The sequence below is a fragment of the Amycolatopsis kentuckyensis genome, assembly GCF_002155975.1.
Taxonomy (GTDB): Bacteria; Actinomycetota; Actinomycetes; order Mycobacteriales; family Pseudonocardiaceae; genus Amycolatopsis; species Amycolatopsis kentuckyensis.
This window is the reverse complement of record NZ_MUMI01000026.1, coordinates 26,010-42,211: the sequence shown is the minus strand read 5'-3', so window position 1 is coordinate 42,211 and position 16,202 is coordinate 26,010. Positions and strand designations below refer to the sequence as shown.

The window sequence follows — 16,202 nt, the reverse complement described above, 5'->3', positions numbered from 1 at the left end:
GGATGTCTCCGCCGGCGACCTTCGTCCCGTGCGCGGCGCAACAGGCGTCGACACCGTCGAGGAGCCGCTCGAACTCCCTTACCGTCGTCGTCTTGGGCAGCGTGTAGTTGACGACCAATCCCAGCGGCTCGGCTCCCGCCGCAGCCAGGTCCGACAGGTTGATCGTCGCCAGCAGCCAGCCTGCGTGGTAGAGGTCCGGTTCGGCCAGGAGGTTGACCAGCGGCGTGGGACAGCTGTCGGTCGTCGCGACCAGTTCTGCCGGTGTCTTCACCTCCGCCAGGAACGCGCTGTCGTCGCCGAAGCCTTCCGTGCCGTGGTAGCGCGGCCGCAGCACCGTCTCCTGGATTCCCCGCTCCCCCAGGTCGCCGAGGCGCAGCTCAGTCGTGTCGGACATGATCCGCCAATCGCGAAGCGACGACCGCGTGGTCGTTCGAGTAGTTGTGCGGCATTTCGCCGTAGGGCAGCTCGCTCCCGCTCGAAGCGAACAGCATCAAGTTGCAGATCCGGGCGCCTGGATACAACAGCACCGGGTGCCGGAGGTGGTTGACGATCTCCAGGGTGAGCACGGCTCCGGTGTCGCGCCCGAAACCGGGGCTGACCTGACCGCACAGCACCACGCTGATCCCGAGCCGGGCGTAGTCGCTCGTCCCGTCGACGAGACCCACCAGGTGCTCGGACAGGCCGATCTTCTCCAGGGTCGGCGCGAGCACGACCTCGCCGGGCTCGATGGCCAGGCGTCCGTGGACGTCGGGCTCCTTGGCGACCAGCTCGGGGTGGGTCGACCGGTCCGCGACGTCGACCGGCCCGGTCGTCACCAAGGTGAACGCCTCGTGCCCGAGCCGCAGGCTCAGGGCTGCCGGGCGCACGAGCGCGTCGTCGAACGGCTCCACCCGCAACTCGCCGGTCTCGCGCGCCCGCCGGATGGCCCGGTCCGTCAGCACGCCGCGCTCCATGGCCTCCTCGACCTGGACTTTCAGCTCCACGGACGTCATCGTGCGACCTCGCTGTCGAGGGTTGGCAGTAACTCGCTCACGAGTTCCACGAAATCGGCGCCGGTAAGCTCACCGTTGGGCTGGTCGTCGCTTTCCCCCGGCTCGCAGTAGACGACCGTCGTGGGGGTCCGCCGCGGCCCCTGCACCACGACCGTCGCCGTCAGCCCCGCATCGATCGGGCGAACCGTGTGCACGATCGAGGTGTCGCAGGTGTACACATCGCCGCTTTGCACGTGCGGTACCCCGCAGCGCTTCAACCGCACCTCGCCGTCGGCGACGAGGGTCGCCGGATTCGCCGGATCCGTGCCGTAGCGGTATCGCCGGTACGGCTTGCCACCCTCGGGGCTCTCCGCGAACTCGACCATGTGCATGCCGGTGCCCGTGAGCACGTAGGACGCGAATTCCCAGCGATGGCTGTGCGGATTGGACTCCCCGCGCGAGGGCGTCTCGCCGCGCGGCCACACGTGAAGGCGGACGCGGAACTCCGGGTCGACGCTCGTGTGCAGGACGATCTTCGCGAAGCCGTTCGGATGCCAGTACGAACGTTTCGCGATTTCGGCGACCGCCGCTTGGTCGGCGATCAGCTCCCGCAGCCAGCCGGCGAGTTCACGCCGGCCGGTGCGGATGCGGCGGGCCGCCGCTTCGAGCCGGCCCAGGCCGGGCCGGGAACCGCCGCCGTGCAGGGCGTCCGCGATCTCTCGCGGGAAGGCGTGATCGGCCGAACGATCGGCGGCAACGGCGAAGGAAGGAATGGCGCTCATCGTGCGGGGTGTCTCTATTCTGCGGCTGCGAACGGAAGGAACGGGGGTGCCGCGAAAGCCAGCGCAGCCGCGCGCAGGGCGGTGACGGCGTCGAGTGTCATCCAGATCGGGAGATCACCGCTGCCCCAGGCCCACAGCCCGAGACCGGCGTCGTAGCGCTCCCAGAGCGAGCCGAGCGCGCGGCTCAGCCGGGCTTTCGGCACCTGGGGTGCCTCGGCCAGGGCCTGGACGACCCATGCGGAGGTGAAGTGCTTGATGTTGACGCGAACGTCCTCCCGGCCACCGGGCTGTGGAAGCGCGAGGTCCTCCATGATCCCGTCGTCCGGATGGGTGCGCTCGATCAGCCACTGCGTGCCCACGTCGACGGCTTCCCGCACGTCGGCGCGGTCCCCGGCGCGCAGGAGGTCGCGCAGCGCCACGACCGCCCTCGCGGTGTGCGCCGTGGACGGTTCCGGCGCCACCAGCCCCGGTTCCTTCTTCTCGCCCCACAACGGCACGCCGTGAAAATCGAGCCGTGCGGCGAGGAGCTCGTCCGCGAGCCGGCGGGTCAGCGGGGCATCGGGGCCGAGCCGGATCGAGGTGCGCAGTGCGGTGGCGAGCAGGAAGGGCCGGGTCCGGCTGTAGTCGTCGAGTGAGTTTTCGAGGTGGGTCAGCCCCTCCTCGGCGGACAGGATGGTGCTGGCCTGGAACAGCGCGTCCACGACGGCCGCGGTGACCTCGGGCCGTTTGCCCTTCGACCGCCCCTGCCAACCCTGCGGGGAACGCTTGCCGTAGAGATCGTCCACGACCGAATGTAGGTCGATGTAGGGCTCGCCTACCACGACCATTGCGCTGATGCCGTACGCGGTGGCGAGCGTGGTGTGCTCGCCGTGCTGCTGGAGGTTGTGCCGCCAGCCGACCGGCCGGCCGTTCTCGTCGCGGATGAGGTGCCCGGCGAGGCTGTGCCCCGCCAGCCGGAAGACGTCGAGCAGCGAGGTGCCCGACGACCTCGCACCGACGGCCGTCGAGCCGGGGGAACGTGCCGCTTCCACCATCTCGACCAGGCGATTCGCCTGTTCGAAGTGAGCGTCGAGCGACTGGGCGTTCTCGACGGACGGGAGGTAACGCCCGGTTTCCCACTGCGTCAGGTTGGCCCGGCTGACGCGGACGATCCGGGCCACATCCGCCTGGGTCTGCCCGGCCGCCTTGCGCAACCGGCGCAACTCGGCACCTACCTGTTCGACGCTCACCGTTACCACTTCAGTACCTACCGGCCGCCCAGCAGCCGACGTAGAATGTAGGTAAGCATGCGACACCGGACTTACCTACTTACGTAGGACAAGTGTAGGAGGTGACAAATTGCGGACACAGAGCGCACCTTATCCCATCCCGACCCGTCCAGGGTCTGGGCTCGCCCGAATGGGTTGTCTGCGCAGCTCACGTCCCACCTCTTTGCCGTATCGCGCCGCGACCGCTCGCGGCTGGGGCTTCACGGAGAGTGTTTGACAGGCCCTCACGGCCGTCGGTGGCGATCTGTTCGGGTGGCTCGTCAGAGTCGGTGTTTTATACCCGTCGCAGTCACGTTGCAAGGACATACCCCCTACCTACGTATCACCGACCCGACCGGTTCGCTCCATCGTTCAGGAGTACCCGGCACCGGTGACGATCCACCGCATGGCCGAACTTCGGCGACTGGCGAGCTGAATCCCGCGCTCTGTGTCAGCTGACACAGAGGACAGGGCGGGCCGGAGGTTTCCTGGATCCACGGGCAGAGGAGGGCATTCCATGGACCCCTACACCACCCCACCGCGCCGGAGCCGCTGGCGCCGTGGCGTCTACGCGGCCGGTCTCGTCATCCCCTTCACCGCCTCCCAGGTGTGGGCGCTGCTGGTGCTGCTGCGGCTCGCCCCGCTCGACGGGCTGGTGGGTCAGGCCTTCGTCCTCGTCCTGCTCGGTTCCGCCGCCGCGATCTGGGCCGGCTGGCGCTGGACCTGGCGGCTCGGCCGGGACCGCGACGTCAAACCCGAGCCCGCCCCGAAGACCCGGATCCCGACATGACGTCCGGGCCGGTCATCGTCGCCGCCCTCGTGCTGGTTGCCGGTGCCGGACGTCTCCTGCGCCACCTCGGCGGCTCCCTCGGCCGCCGTCCCACCGAAAGGAGCACGGAAATGACCAGCACGCCTCCGAACTTCCCGTTGCGGATCTACCACTGGCGCTGGGAAATCCTGGCCGTGACACTGCTCCCCTACGTCGTGGTGACCTTCGCGCTGTGGGCCGGCCCGCTGTGGGCGTCGGCGGTTCTCGCCACCGCGCTCGGCGTGGCGGTGCTGCGCCGCCGCCAGGTGCAGGCCCGCATCCACGCGATCCGGCTGCAGCACCGCCTGCGGGCGGTGTTCCCCCACCTGCGCCTCCCCGGCGGCCGCCTCCCGGCCATCCTCTGGAGCCGCCCGCGCGGCGGCGACATCGTGGTGTCGCTCTTCGGGCGCGAGGCGTTCGAGCACCTGCACCGCCACCGCACGGTCCTGGCCGCGGCGTGCGCGGTGCCCGAGGTGTACGTCGACCGCCACCCGAGGTACGCGAGCCTGGTGACGCTGACGATCAGCCCGACGGCCCCGAAGCGTGAACCGGGCCGTGCTTCGCTGCCGAGCAACGTGGTGCCGCTGCGCGCTCACAGCTGAGCCCGCCGGTGCCCGGCCGCGGAGCCGGGCACCGCACAGGAACCGCACAGAGAGAACACACGATCACCAAAGCGGCGGCCGCGATCGTAGGGGCATGACAGCCACCGCCCCCGCATCGCGGCCCGGGACCGTCCCCGTCGATCTGGCCGGCCCGCAGCCCGTTCTCGACGTCGTCATCCCGGTCTACAACGAAGAGACCGACCTCGAACCGTGCATCCGCCGGCTGCACGCTCACCTGGCCGAGCACGTCTCCTACCCGTACCGGATCACCGTCGCCGACAACGCGAGCACCGATGCGACGCTGCAGGTGGCCGAACGACTGGCCCGCGAGTTTCCCGAGGTGGCCGTCCACCACCTCGACGAGAAGGGCCGCGGCCGCGCGCTCAACGCCGTCTGGCAGGCCTCCGACGCCGCCGTGCTCGCCTACATGGACGTCGATCTCTCCACCGATCTCGCCGCGCTCGGGCCGCTCGTCGCGCCGTTGCTGTCCGGGCACTCCGATCTCGCCATCGGCAGCAGGCTCGCCCGGGGGGCGCGAGTGGTGCGCGGCCCGAAGCGCGAGTTCATTTCCCGCTGTTACAACCTGATCCTCCGCTCGACGCTCGCCGCGAAGTTCAGCGACGCGCAGTGCGGCTTCAAGGCCATCCGCGCCGACGTCGCCCGCGAACTCCTGCCGCACGTCGTGGACACCGGCTGGTTCTTCGACACCGAGCTGCTCGTCCTGGCCCAGCGGGCCGGGCTGCGGATCCACGAGGTGCCGGTCGACTGGGTCGACGACCCGGACTCGTCGGTCAACATCGTCAAGACGGCCACCGAGGACCTCAAGGGCATCGTCCGGGTCACCAAGGCCACGTTCACCGGGGAGATCCCGGTCAGCCGCCTGCGCGAGCAGCTCGGCCGCCAGCCGATCGGCGTCGATGCACCGGGCGTGCCGCCGCGGCTGGTGACGCAGCTGGTGCGCTTCGCCGCGATCGGCGTCAGCAGCACCCTCGCCTACCTCGTGCTGTTCCTGCTGCTGCGCACGGTCGTCGGCGCGCAGGCGGCGAACTTCACCTCACTGCTGGTGACGGCGATCGGGAACACCGCGCTGAACCGGCGGCTCACGTTCGGCATCCGAGGCCGCGCCGGTGCCGGGCGCCACCAGTTCGAGGGGCTGATCGTGTTCGGCCTCGGGCTCGCGCTGACCAGCGGATCGCTGGCGCTGCTCAACGGATCCACCACCCCCGGCCTGGTCCTGGAGATCACCGTGCTGGTGCTGGCGAACCTCGCCGCCACGGTGCTCCGGTTCCTGCTCCTGCGCGGCTGGGTGTTCAACCCGCGCCGCCAGGCCACCACCCAGAAGGAGTACTGATGACCGCCGTCCTGCCCGCCCCGGTTTCCGAACCCCGGCACCGCAAGGAGTCCGCCGCGCACGCGCCACCGCGCTGGGTCCGCCCGGCGGTGTTCGGGCTGCTGGCGGCCACCGCCGTGCTGTACTTCTGGAACCTCACCGCGTCCGGCTACGGCAACTCGTTCTACGCCGCCGCCGTCCAGTCCGGGACGCAGAGCTGGAAGGCCTGGCTGTTCGGCTCGCTCGACTCCGGGAACGTGCTGACCGTCGACAAGCCGCCCGCGGCGCTCTGGGTCGGCACGGCGTTCGCCCGGATCTTCGGGTTCTCGAGTTTCACCGTGCTGGCGCCGCAGGCACTGATGGGCGTCGCGTCCGTCGGGATCCTGTACCTGACGGTGAAGCGGACTTCCGGCCCGGCCGCCGGGCTGATGGCCGGCGCGATGCTGGCGGTGACGCCGGTCGCGGCGCTGATGTTCCGCTTCAACAACCCGGACGCGCTGCTGGTGCTGCTGATGGTCGCGGGTGCGTACTTCGTCGTGCGCGCCACGGAACAGGCGAGCCCGCGGTGGCTGGCGCTGGCTGGGGCCGCGATCGGGTTCGGCTTCCTGACGAAGATGATGCAGGCGTTCCTGGTGCTGCCGGCCTTCGGGCTCGTGTACCTGATCGCGGCGCCGACGTCGCTGGGCAAGCGGTTGCTGCACCTCGGTGGCGCGGTGGTGGCGCTGGTCGTTTCGGCGGGCTGGTTCATCGCGCTGGTGGACCTGTGGCCGGCGTCGTCGCGGCCGTACATCGGCGGGTCCGAAGGGGACAGTCTGCTCGAACTGGCGTTGGGCTACAACGGTTTGGGCCGCATCTTCGGCGGCGAAGGCAACGGCGGCGGCATGGGTGGCGGCGGCATGGGCGGCAACACCGGGTTCGGCGGGTCGACGGGCCTGTTCCGGATGTTCGGCGCCAGCTTCGGCACGGAGATCTCGTGGCTGCTGCCGGCCGCACTGATCGGCCTGGTGGCGGGGCTGTGGTTCACCCGCCGCGCGCCGCGCACGGACCGGACGCGCCTGGCGCTGGTGCTGTGGGGTGGCTGGCTGGTCGTGACGGCGCTGGTGTTCAGCTACATGAGCGGCACCGTGCACCCGTACTACGCGGTGGCGCTGGCCCCGGCGATCGCCGCGCTGGTCGCGATTTCGGGCCGCGCGCTGTGGCAGGGCCGGGCGCACCTGGCGCCGCGGGCCGTGCTGGCCGGCATGGTGGTGGCGACGGCGGTGTGGTCGTTCATCCTGCTGGACCGGACGCCGGAGTGGTTCCCGGCGCTGCGCTGGATCGTCGCGGTGCTCGGGGTGCTGGTGGGCACGGTGCTGGTGATGGGCGTGCCCGCGTCTCGCCGGCTGGTCGCCGTCGTGGCGGCGGCGGTGGTCTTGACGATCGGGGTGTCGTCCGCGGCGTACGGCGTCGAGACGGCGTCGGTGGCCCACAGCGGCTCGATCCCGACTTCAGGCCCGACGTCGAGCGCCATGGGCGGCGGTTTCGGCGGCGGCCCCGACTCGTCGTCGAGCGCGATCGGGACGCTGCTGGCGCAGACGACAACGAAGTGGGCGGCGGCGACAACGGGTTCGCAGAGCGCGGCGTCGCTGGAGCTGGCGAGCGGCAAGGCGGTCATCGGCATCGGCGGCTGGAGCGGTTCGGATCCGGCCCCGACGCTGGACGAGTTCAAGGCGTACGTGGCCGCTGGTGAAGTCAAGTACTACATCGAAGGCGGCCGGGGAGGTGGCCCGGGCGGCGGATCGTCGGAGATCACCGAGTGGGTGACGGCGAACTTCACCGCCACCACTGTTGACGGCCAGACGGTGTACGACCTGCAGAGCTGACGACGATGCCCGGGCTTCTTCGGAAGCCCGGGCATCAGTCGTCGGTGGCCGGCGTGATCTCCCGCGTGTCCCGGACCCTGGTGTTGTAGTGCGCACCACGCACTACAGTCGTCTCCACCAGCGCCTCGAAGTGTTTCGACTTCCGCTGCTTACGTAGAAATCTCCGATCACTCAGCTTCTCGGCCGCGGCCGTCGTGCCGTACCCCCAGCAGCCGGCCAAGATGACGATCTCGGCCGTCTCGGGCGCCAGCGGGTTCGCCGCACGGATGATGAGTCCGTAGTCACTGATCGGATCGCCGGACTGGTCGTACTGCGGCGCCGAAGCGGAATCGGTTCTGCGATCGATCACCGCGTTGCCGCCGCCCGTGTCCCGGGTGAACTCGTAGGAGACCACCTGATCGAGTCTTCCCAGCATAGTCGCTGTCACGGAATTGCCGTCCGGGCCGCCGATCAGCACCAGGTCCGAACGCAGATCTCGTGAATTCAGCTCCTTGGACTCGACGATCTTTCCTTCGAAACCCAATTCGCGCAGCTGGGTTTCGATCTCAACGAGGGCAAGGATTTCCCCCTTCCCCACCATTCCCGACTTCTCCCACGTACCGAGAGGCTCCCAATCCGGAGCACCGAGGACGATGAATGGCCCTCGGCTTCCCATGGATTTCCAGAACCGCCGAGCACGGAGCAATCTGACGCGCCTGCCGGTTCTCGTCGCCAGCCATACCGCCGCGCCACCGATCGCGGCGGCGATCAAGTTGACCGAGACATCGGGGAACGCACCGAGAACCAAGCCGCTGAAACTCGCGTGCGTCACCATCATTCCGCGACCACCTCACCGGTTGCCAACGCCGTGAGCGATCACCCTACCCGTCCGCGCGATCATCCACCCGGAGCCGGTAGCCGGGCAGCAATTCGCTACCTACACGTCCTCGAAATGAACCGAACCGCGGCCTTCGGCCACCGAACGGCGGATTGACGGATACCGACCATCTCGGACCGTATTCACGACCCCTTCGCACGCAGGTGATGACTGACGTCGCCGAGAAGGTCCACCGTCACTCGGCGTTCCGTGAACCGCCAGCCGCTCTCCTCTCGCGTGAAGCTGTCCTCGTACCGGCCCGCCGCGATCGTCTGCAGCGGGAACCCCGGGACCGCCTGCAACACCGTGAAGTAAGCGCGCCCCGAAGCTGTCGGACCCGACACCTCGAGCGCCACGTTCGTCGTCACGTGCTTCGTCCTCGGTGTCCCGTCCTCGTACACGATCACCGACTCGCGCAGCATCCGCTCGACCTCCGCCGCACCTCGCAGCACGCCGCCGCTGCCTGCGAACGAGCCGGCGGCGAACAGCTCGCCCACTCCTGCGAAGTCTCCCGCGTCGACCAGTTCCGCGTACGAAAACACCAGGTTCTGCAGCGCGCGGTAGTCGTCCACGGAAACGATCTTACAGAGAAAGTATAGAAATCTTCCGTACCTTGGCGGCGAACGGTGGCAGGGGGCCGCCGGATCAGGGGGTGCACCGTGGATCGCCGCAGTCTGCTCAAGGTCGGGGTCGGCGCCGTTGCCGGGGCCGTCGTGCTCAGCGGGACCGGGATCGGGACCGCTGCCGCCGATACCGGGTTGCCGCCCGTGCCCGGGATGCTCGGGGACCGGCGGGCCAACGAACTCTGGTACCAGCTCGACGAAATCGCGCTGTACCACCAGTCCCAGGAAGTCCAGGACGCCTACGGCGTGCTCTTCCCGTTCATCCAGCAGAACGCTCCGGAAGGCCTGTACGAGAAATGGCGGGAGCTGAGCCGGGAACCGGCGTACCCGACCAACTACGCCGAGTTCGCCAAGCCGGTCGAAGGGCCGCTGAAGGTCCTCTCGAAGCTGCAGCTCGACAACTTCGACCACTTCTACCGCGGTGACGAAGCCGGTCTGGTCAAGGCCTTCGCCTACTTCGGGCAGGGCGTCCTCTTCGACCCGCGGCGCGCAGCGCAGGAGTCGGAGGTGCACACCATGAACGGGAACCCGCCGAACGGCTACCACTTCTGGCACTCCGTCCTGCGGGCACAGCTGGTCCTCGGCATCGACCGGCACCGATGGGCGCGGATCGACCCGATGATCGGCTTCGCCTGGGCGCTGCAGTCCATCGCGAAACCCGACCACCGCCACGTCAACCCCGGCCTGCCGCGCGAACAGGTCCGCGCGCTGGCCCGGTACTGGCTGCCACGCTCGCCCGCCCAGCTCGACCACGACTTCCAGTCGGCGCCCTACCCCGCCTGAGCGTCCAGCACCCGCTGGTACGCCGCCCGCAGCGCGGGGCCCGGGGCGATCCCGAGCCGCTCGTCGAGGAGGCGGCGGCCCCGGTGGTACACCGCCACCGCGTCCGCCGGCCGCCCGCTCGCGCAGAGCGCCGTCATCAGCAGGGCGCGGGCGCCTTCCCGCAGCGGGTGTTCGAGGACGAACGCGGTCGCGTCGGGCACCGCGCGCAGGTGGTCGCCCGACGCGATCTCGGCTTCGATCCGGCCCTCCAGCGCCGCCAGCCGCAGCTCGTCGAACCGCGCCGCCTCGCCCGCCCGGAGCGGTTCGGCGATGTCGGCGAGCACCGGACCGCGCCAGAGCTCGAGGGCGGCGCGGAACAGCCCCGCCGCCCGGACCGGCCGGGCCGCGCGCAGCTCGTCGTGCCCCAGGTACGCCAGCCGCGAAAACTCCTCGGCGTCGACGGTCCCGCCCGGTGTCAGCAGGTAGCCGCCGCCGGAACGGACGAGCCGCGCCGGGCGCCCGAGGGCCGTGCGCAGCCGGGAGACGTACGTGCACACCTGCGCGTCGACCGTCGAGGGCCGTTCGCCTTCCCACAGCAGCGAAATCAGCCGTGCGTCGGGCACCACGCGACCGCGGGCCAGCAGCAACGCCGCCAGCAGCGTCCGCGGCTTGCGGCCGCCGAGCGCGGCCGGGCGGCCGTCGGCGCGCAACACTGCCAGCGGCCCGAGAATCCGGAACTCCATCCCCCACCCCCTTCCCAAGGTACGCGGAAAGTCTCAGCCGGTCCTTAGGTTGGGCGCGGATCATGGAGGGCAGAGGGGACGAGGAGGCCGCGATGATCACCACACGTCCGGGTTACCCACGCTGGCACACCGCGAGTGCGCAGGGGCCGCGCTCACTCAACGCCGACGCCGTGGGGGCGTACGCCGCGGCCGGCGGGCCCGGCATCGCCTTCGCCCTCGCCGACGGGGTCGGCGACGATCCCGCGGCGGCGCGCGCCGCCCGTACCGCCGCCGCGGCCGCCGCGCGCACGCCGATCCACAAAGGACCGGTCGAGGCGGTTCTCGCCGCCCAGCGCGCGGTGCGCGAGCAGACGCTCGGGGACGCGGTGCTCGTCGTCGCCATGCCGGCCGAGCGCGGCGGGTACCGCATCGCCTGGGTCGGCGACGCCCGCGCGTACGCCTGGGACGGCACGACGCTGAGCCGCCTGACCACCGACCACACGCTCGCCGAGTTCTTCCGCTCACGCCACCAGCCGGTGACGCCGCGGATGGAGCACGTCGTGACGACGAGCGTCCGCACGGCGGAAGCGGACGAGATCGGCACGGCGGAGACGTCGAGCGCGGGTCTGTTGCTGACCAGCGACGGCGTCCACAAGCCGCTCACCGGCAGCGGCATCCGCGCGGTGCTGGCCCAGCCGGAGGCGGGCGCCGCGGAACTCGTCGAAGCCGCCCTGGCCCGGGGCGGCTCGGACAACGCGACCGCCCTCTACGTCGAACCGCTGGAGGTCGACAGCACGACGGTCCGATTTCCCGTCGCCGCGTGAACCCTAGGCCGCGCGCTTGAGCTGCCGGTACTCCCGCAGCACGAGCACGATGATCACGACGTCGAGCGCGGCGAAGAACGGCAGCGCGATCGAGTGGGTGTGCACCGCCCGGAAGATCTCGTAGACGACGAACGCGGACAGGATGACGGCCGCCACCGGGTAGGCGCGGACGATCTTGCGGGCCAGCGCCCACACCAGGCCCAGCTTGATCAGGCCGTGGGCGAGCAGGTACGCCACCGCGAACGTCTTCGTGTCGCCGTGGAGGAAGTTCTCCGTCGCCGACTGGAGGTGGCGGGCCAGCGTGCCCGACGGGTCGCCGAGCAGGTCCCGGGTGATCACCGCGTGGGTGAAGCCGCTGACCGTCGAGGCCGGGATGAACGCGAGGATCAGTGCCCCGACCACCTGCAGCGCGCCGTCGAGGCCCTTGATCGCGATCGCGATCCGGAAGAACCGCTCGGTCGCCGTCGTGTTCGTCATGGCTCCAGCTCAGCAGAAACGGCGGATCAGTGCACGTGGAGGCACTTTTCGCACCGTTCGTGCCGGGCTGTCCGGCCGGTCGGGTCCGTCCCGTAGAACGGGTAGCAGGCCGCGCCGCAGATGGCTAGGAAGATCGGCCCGCACCGGAGGGGGTGCGGGCCGACCTGGTGGGCGACGGCCAGTGCGCGCCGCCGTGCGCCCGCTTCGGGGAGCCAGCCGTCGTGCGGGAGGCCGGCTCGGACCTGGGCGTCGAGCTCGTCGGCGCGGGTGATCAGGTCCGCGCCGAGATCGGCGAGCCGCTCCCCGAGATCGCGGAGGATGTCGGGGCGCGGCGCCTCCTCTCCGACGGTCCTGGCCAGCCACGTCAGATCGGGCACGAGCGAGGCGTGCAGGTCACGGATGCGTTCCAGCAGCCGCCGGTCCCGATCGGCGCCGTTCAGCACCGCGCCAGCCACGCCGACTCGCATTCGGCGCAGGTCGGATCGAACCAATGTCCCCCGAGCTGCGGAACATCACTCACCGCGACGGTCACTTCTTCCCCACACAGAGCCACGAACTGTTCTTCCGGACGCAGAGGGAACGGCCCGTTGAGCGCGTGGCGCCTTCCCTCCGCTTGCTGCCACCTCAACATGGTGTCCAGTCAAACTGTCCGCTCCAGCGGACACCAACACCCGAAAGCCTCTTACCAAGCCCCGACCAACCGCTTACGACGGCCACGGCTAGTGCTCTGTCCAGATAGGTTCGCCGGGTCGCTCAGGCTGCTGGGGTGAGGTGTTGCCCGCCCCAGCGGATGCCCTTCTCGCTGTGGACTCGTGCGCGTTCACGACGTTGCGCGGCGAGGACGTCGGGGTGGCGGGCGTTGGCGTTGCGCCAACGCAGGTAGCCGTGCAGCTTGCGGGCCAGCCTTGGGTGGTTGGGATGGTCGGAACCGGCGATGACGAAGGTGCGCAGCGGCCCGAAGTGCGCCTCGATCGGGTTGGCCCAGGACGAGTAGGTCGGGGTGAAGCACAGCTCGACCTTGTTGCGGGCCGCCCAGGTGCGGATCGCGCTGCCGCGGTGGGCGGAGAGGTTGTCGAGGATGGTGTAGATCGGTGCTCCGTCCGAGCGGGCGGCGCGGATCGACTTGAGCGCGGCGAGGGTATTTGCGGCGGACTTCTTCTTGCGCAGGACGCCCCAGAGGGTGTCGTCGCCGACGGAGTAGCAGCCGTGGAACTGCCGGACCCCGTGCAGCTTGTGGTAGTTCGCCGGCAACCGGTCGGGATGTCCCTTGCGGCCCCAGCCGGCACCCAGGTGGGGCCGGATGGTCAGTGGCCCGAACTCGTCGAAGGCGAACACCCGGTCCGGGAACGTGCTGGTGACGTGCTCGATCCGGGCGAGTTTGGCGTCCCGGTCCGGGTCGTTGGACTCCTTCCAGGTCTTCGTGCGCTGGAAGCTGATCTCGTGCTTGCGCAAGCTCCAGCGGGTGAAGGGCTGCTCGAGTGCTTCGGGTCGCGTGGTGGCCGTCGCGACAACGAAGGCTTCGTCCTCAGAGCTGATCAGGCGGGGACGGCCACCCGCCGACTGAGGGTCCAGGCTGGCCATCCCCGTCTCGTTGAACCGGTGGATCACACCACGGATCGCGTCTTCGTCGCCCTGAACCAGCCGGGCGATCGCCGGGACGGTGTTCCCGCCGGCCGACGCGAGCACCACCATCGCCCGGCGCATCCGCACCGCTGAGCCGGTTCCTCTTCGCACGATCTGCTGCAGCCGCTGACCTCCATGATCGGTCAGCCTGCGCTCCCGGACTGGATCTGCCATCCACCCAGCCTGACGGCCCGTCGATCACCGGCCGCGAACGCTGACCGGCGTGTCACCACACCGGCCAACGTTCATGGACAGAGCACTGGGCAGCGTTCGGCGCCCCAGCAGCGCGACGGCCTCCCCGGCGTCGAGGAGGCCGCCACGGTCCTACATCGCCGGCGGCGGCGAGGCAGTCCCCCATGCCGTCGGGGTCTCGCTCAGGCGGAACTCGATCTTGCCCGCGCGCAGCAGGTCCGCGTGGGAGATCCAGCTGCGGTCGTACCCGCGGTGTCCGATCCGGACGTCCTTTGTGTACTGCAGCTTCGCCGCGCGGGCGCCCGGTGCCGAGATCTCGATCTCGCGGCCGCCGGCCGGGTGGATCTCGACCTTCTCGAACATCGGCGTGCTCAACAGGTACGTCCCTGAGCCCGGCTGGGCTTCGAACACCCCCGCCATGCCGAAGACCAGCCACGACGAGATCGTGCCGAGGTCGTCGTTGCCCGGCATGCCGTACGGCGTGTCCGTGAACAACGTCCGCGCCGCGCGCAGCACGGCCGAGGTCTTCCACGGCGCTCCCGTCCAGCTGTACATCCAAGGCGCGTGCAGGTCCGGCTCGTTGTTCGGGTTGAACGCGAAGTTGTTGTGGTAGTCGTACGCGCCGTGGACCCAGGAGTCCTTGGCCGCCTTGGCCGGGTCGGTCAGCAACAGCGGCGTGTCGAAGAACGTGTCGAGCCGCTTCTCCGCCTGGGCCGGGCCGCCCATCAGGCCGAACAGCTTCGCCGTGTCCTGCTGGGCCAGCCACTGGTACTGCCACGGCGTGCCCTCGTGGAAGCCGGTCGACTGGGCGGGGTCCGGGTCGCCGACGCCCGTGCCATCCGCCGCTCGTGTGCGCGGGAAGCCCGTGAAGCCGTGGGATTCGACGCTGGTGTCCCACAGCTTCGCGAAGTTGCCGCAGCGCGCGGAAAGGGTCGCCGCCTTGTCGCGGTAGCCCAAACCGGCCGCCATCGTGGACAGCGCGCAGTCCGCGAGGGCGTACTCGAGGGTCGCCGAGCCCGCCTGGCGGGTGTCGCCGTAGGTGTAGCCCGGCAGGTCCTGGTAGCCGATCCAGCCGTTCTTCACGTACGTCGGGTTGCCGTCGCGGCCGCGGAAGATCGACTGGTCCGCGGGGACCTCGTTGGCGTTGCGCCACAACGCGTCGAACAGCTGGCGGGCGGTCCTGTCGTCGAGGATGCCGCGGCGGTAGTTGTCGACCACCCACGGCGTGACGGGGTCGCCGCTCATCACGTTCGTCTCGCCGCCGGCCAGCGCCCAGCGCGGCACCCAGCCGCCGTCCTGGTAGATCTTGAGGACGGACTTGGTCATGTCCGCGGCCTTGTCCGGGTGCAGCAGCGCGACCAGCTGGTTCTGCGAACGATACGTGTCCCACAGCGAGAACATCTGGTAGTAGGTGTCCCGGCTGCGGTGCACGACGTCGTCGAAGCCGCGGTAGGAACCATCCACATCGGACCCGACGGACGGGTGCAGCAGCGACCGGTACAGCGCGCTGTAGTACGTGCGCTGGTCGGCGGTCGTCCCGCCGGCGACGCGCATGCGGTTCAGCTCGTCTTCCCAGGTGTCGTGGGCCGCTTTTCGCGCCTTGTCGAACGACTTCGGCTGCTCGGCGCCGCGGTTGAGCCGCGCGCCGTCGATCGAGGTGTACGACAGCCCGACCGAGGCGCCGACCTGGTTCTTGTCGGTGCCGAAGGTGAGCCAGGCCCCGGTGCGCAGGCTGCCGAGCTTCGCGTCACGCTGGTTCGGCGTCAGCCGGCCATCGGTCCAGGTGCCGAAGCTCGTGAACTTGCGGTCGAACTTGGCGCTGAAGAAGACCTTGTAGCGCTCCTTCTGCGTCTCCCAGCAGAAGTTGCCGCCCTGCAGCCAGCCCTCGACGGTGTCGTCCCCGACGACGTGGACGTCGCCGGCGTAGGTGTAGCCGTTGCTCTCGCCGACCTCGATGAGGACGTTTTCGCTGGTCGCGCCACTGGGGAAGGTGTAACGGTGCTGACCCGTGCGCTGGGTGGCGGTCAGCTCGGCGTCGATGCCGTTCGCGAGCTTGACGCCGTAGTAGCCGGGCCGGCGGGTCTCATCGGCGTGGCTGAACTTCGCGCCGTACTGAGCGGGGTCACTGCTGGTGACAGCGCCGGTCGTGGGCATGAACCGGAAGTTGCCCATGGTCTGGCAGCCGACGCCGGAGAGGTGGGTGTGGCTGAAGCCGAGCGTGGTGTCCTGCGCGTAGTCGTAGGACGCGTACTTCTTGAGCTGGGTGTCCGGGCTGAGCTGCACCATCCCGAAGGGAGTGGTGGCGCCCGGGAAGGTGGTGCCGTCCCCGTTGTTGCCGATCGAGGTGTCGACGAGCGTGGTGGGGTCGCCGGCGAATCGGGGGCCCGCTTCGGCGGGGGTGGCGAGGGCCATCGTCGTGGCTGAGGCGAGCAGGGTGGCCAGGACGCGCGTACGCCGTCTCATCCGTGTCCTCCTGACAACGTTGTCACATGCACGGTGGGATCTTTTCCGTTGTCCGGTG

General features: G+C 69.8%; 18 protein-coding genes. 6 read left to right on the top strand and 12 right to left on the bottom strand.

All coding sequences use genetic code 11. The features are described from left to right. The 4 genes from CCN39_RS03045 to CCN39_RS03030 form a co-directional block, all read right to left on the bottom strand. Positions 1-394: AIR synthase related protein (locus tag CCN39_RS03045; RefSeq protein WP_244210593.1), on the bottom strand; the 394-nt coding region annotated here is incomplete at its 3' end. Beyond that, positions 378-992, bottom strand: a complete 615-nt coding sequence (gene dcd / locus CCN39_RS03040; protein ID WP_086838281.1) for a dCTP deaminase — start codon at positions 990-992, stop codon at positions 378-380. The genes CCN39_RS03045 and dcd, both read right to left, overlap by 17 nt. Further along, positions 989-1,753 carry a hypothetical protein gene (locus CCN39_RS03035; RefSeq protein ID WP_086838280.1) on the bottom strand — a complete coding sequence of 255 codons (765 nt, stop codon included), beginning with the start codon at positions 1,751-1,753 and terminating at the stop codon, positions 989-991. Before CCN39_RS03035 ends, dcd begins: the two co-directional genes overlap by 4 nt. A 14-nt stretch (positions 1,754-1,767) precedes the next feature. After that, on the bottom strand, positions 1,768-2,982 hold the full coding sequence (locus CCN39_RS03030; RefSeq protein ID WP_086838279.1) for a helix-turn-helix transcriptional regulator: 1,215 nt from the start codon (positions 2,980-2,982) through the stop codon (positions 1,768-1,770). Between the two features lie 535 nt (positions 2,983-3,517). Here CCN39_RS03030 and CCN39_RS03025 point away from each other — a divergent pair. The 4 genes from CCN39_RS03025 (at position 3,518) to CCN39_RS03010 (ending at position 7,602) form a co-directional block, all read left to right on the top strand. Then, complete coding sequence (locus CCN39_RS03025) at positions 3,518-3,790, top strand: hypothetical protein (RefSeq protein WP_086838278.1); 273 nt, start codon at positions 3,518-3,520, stop codon at positions 3,788-3,790. A 110-nt stretch (positions 3,791-3,900) separates the two neighbouring features. After that, a complete protein-coding gene (locus CCN39_RS03020; RefSeq protein ID WP_086838282.1) occupies positions 3,901-4,410 on the top strand; it encodes a hypothetical protein in 510 nt (169 codons plus the stop codon). Between the two features lie 94 nt (positions 4,411-4,504). Further along, on the top strand, positions 4,505-5,761 hold the full coding sequence (locus CCN39_RS03015; protein WP_086838277.1) for a bifunctional glycosyltransferase family 2/GtrA family protein: 1,257 nt from the start codon (positions 4,505-4,507) through the stop codon (positions 5,759-5,761). Next, positions 5,761-7,602, top strand: a complete 1,842-nt coding sequence (locus CCN39_RS03010; RefSeq protein ID WP_086838276.1) for an ArnT family glycosyltransferase — start codon at positions 5,761-5,763, stop codon at positions 7,600-7,602. Before CCN39_RS03015 ends, CCN39_RS03010 begins: the two co-directional genes overlap by 1 nt. Positions 7,603-7,636: 34 nt before the next feature. Here the strand turns inward: CCN39_RS03010 and CCN39_RS03005 are convergent, their stop codons facing one another. After that, complete coding sequence (locus CCN39_RS03005; protein WP_086838275.1) at positions 7,637-8,419, bottom strand: hypothetical protein; 783 nt, start codon at positions 8,417-8,419, stop codon at positions 7,637-7,639. 182 nt (positions 8,420-8,601) lie between these two features. After that, positions 8,602-9,030 (bottom strand): nuclear transport factor 2 family protein, encoded by a 429-nt coding sequence (locus CCN39_RS03000; protein ID WP_086838274.1) that lies wholly within the window; start codon positions 9,028-9,030, stop codon positions 8,602-8,604. A gap of 87 nt (positions 9,031-9,117) precedes the next feature. Here CCN39_RS03000 and CCN39_RS02995 point away from each other — a divergent pair, with 87 nt between their 5' ends. Beyond that, positions 9,118-9,864 carry a hypothetical protein gene (locus tag CCN39_RS02995; protein WP_086838273.1) on the top strand — a complete coding sequence of 249 codons (747 nt, stop codon included), beginning with the start codon at positions 9,118-9,120 and terminating at the stop codon, positions 9,862-9,864. Here CCN39_RS02995 and CCN39_RS02990 read toward each other — a convergent pair. Further along, positions 9,852-10,586, bottom strand: a complete 735-nt coding sequence (locus CCN39_RS02990; RefSeq protein WP_244210592.1) for an AfsR/SARP family transcriptional regulator — start codon at positions 10,584-10,586, stop codon at positions 9,852-9,854. The genes CCN39_RS02995 and CCN39_RS02990 overlap by 13 nt on opposite strands. Positions 10,587-10,678: 92 nt before the next feature. On the opposite strand from CCN39_RS02990, the gene CCN39_RS02985 reads away from it, so the two are divergent. Then, positions 10,679-11,389: a PP2C family protein-serine/threonine phosphatase gene (locus CCN39_RS02985; RefSeq protein WP_086838272.1), complete on the top strand. Its 711-nt coding sequence runs from the start codon at positions 10,679-10,681 to the stop codon at positions 11,387-11,389. 3 nt (positions 11,390-11,392) lie between these two features. Here CCN39_RS02985 and CCN39_RS02980 read toward each other — a convergent pair whose 3' ends face one another. The 5 genes from CCN39_RS02980 to CCN39_RS02960 all read right to left on the bottom strand — a co-directional run bounded on the left by CCN39_RS02980 (position 11,393) and on the right by CCN39_RS02960 (position 16,144). After that, entirely contained in the window at positions 11,393-11,866 is a 474-nt protein-coding gene (locus CCN39_RS02980; protein WP_086838271.1) for a DUF2127 domain-containing protein, read from the bottom strand. 26 nt (positions 11,867-11,892) lie between these two features. Continuing rightward, positions 11,893-12,321 (bottom strand): hypothetical protein, encoded by a 429-nt coding sequence (locus CCN39_RS02975; RefSeq protein WP_244210591.1) that lies wholly within the window; start codon positions 12,319-12,321, stop codon positions 11,893-11,895. Then, complete coding sequence (locus CCN39_RS02970) at positions 12,303-12,497, bottom strand: HC3 family zinc finger protein (RefSeq protein ID WP_086838269.1); 195 nt, start codon at positions 12,495-12,497, stop codon at positions 12,303-12,305. The genes CCN39_RS02975 and CCN39_RS02970 overlap by 19 nt, the downstream gene beginning before the upstream one ends. A gap of 122 nt (positions 12,498-12,619) precedes the next feature. Next, on the bottom strand, positions 12,620-13,663 hold the full coding sequence (locus CCN39_RS02965) for an IS630 family transposase (protein ID WP_086838268.1): 1,044 nt from the start codon (positions 13,661-13,663) through the stop codon (positions 12,620-12,622). A gap of 150 nt (positions 13,664-13,813) precedes the next feature. Then, positions 13,814-16,144 carry a GH92 family glycosyl hydrolase gene (locus CCN39_RS02960; protein ID WP_086838267.1) on the bottom strand — a complete coding sequence of 777 codons (2,331 nt, stop codon included), beginning with the start codon at positions 16,142-16,144 and terminating at the stop codon, positions 13,814-13,816. Between the last annotated feature and the right edge of the window lie 58 nt (positions 16,145-16,202).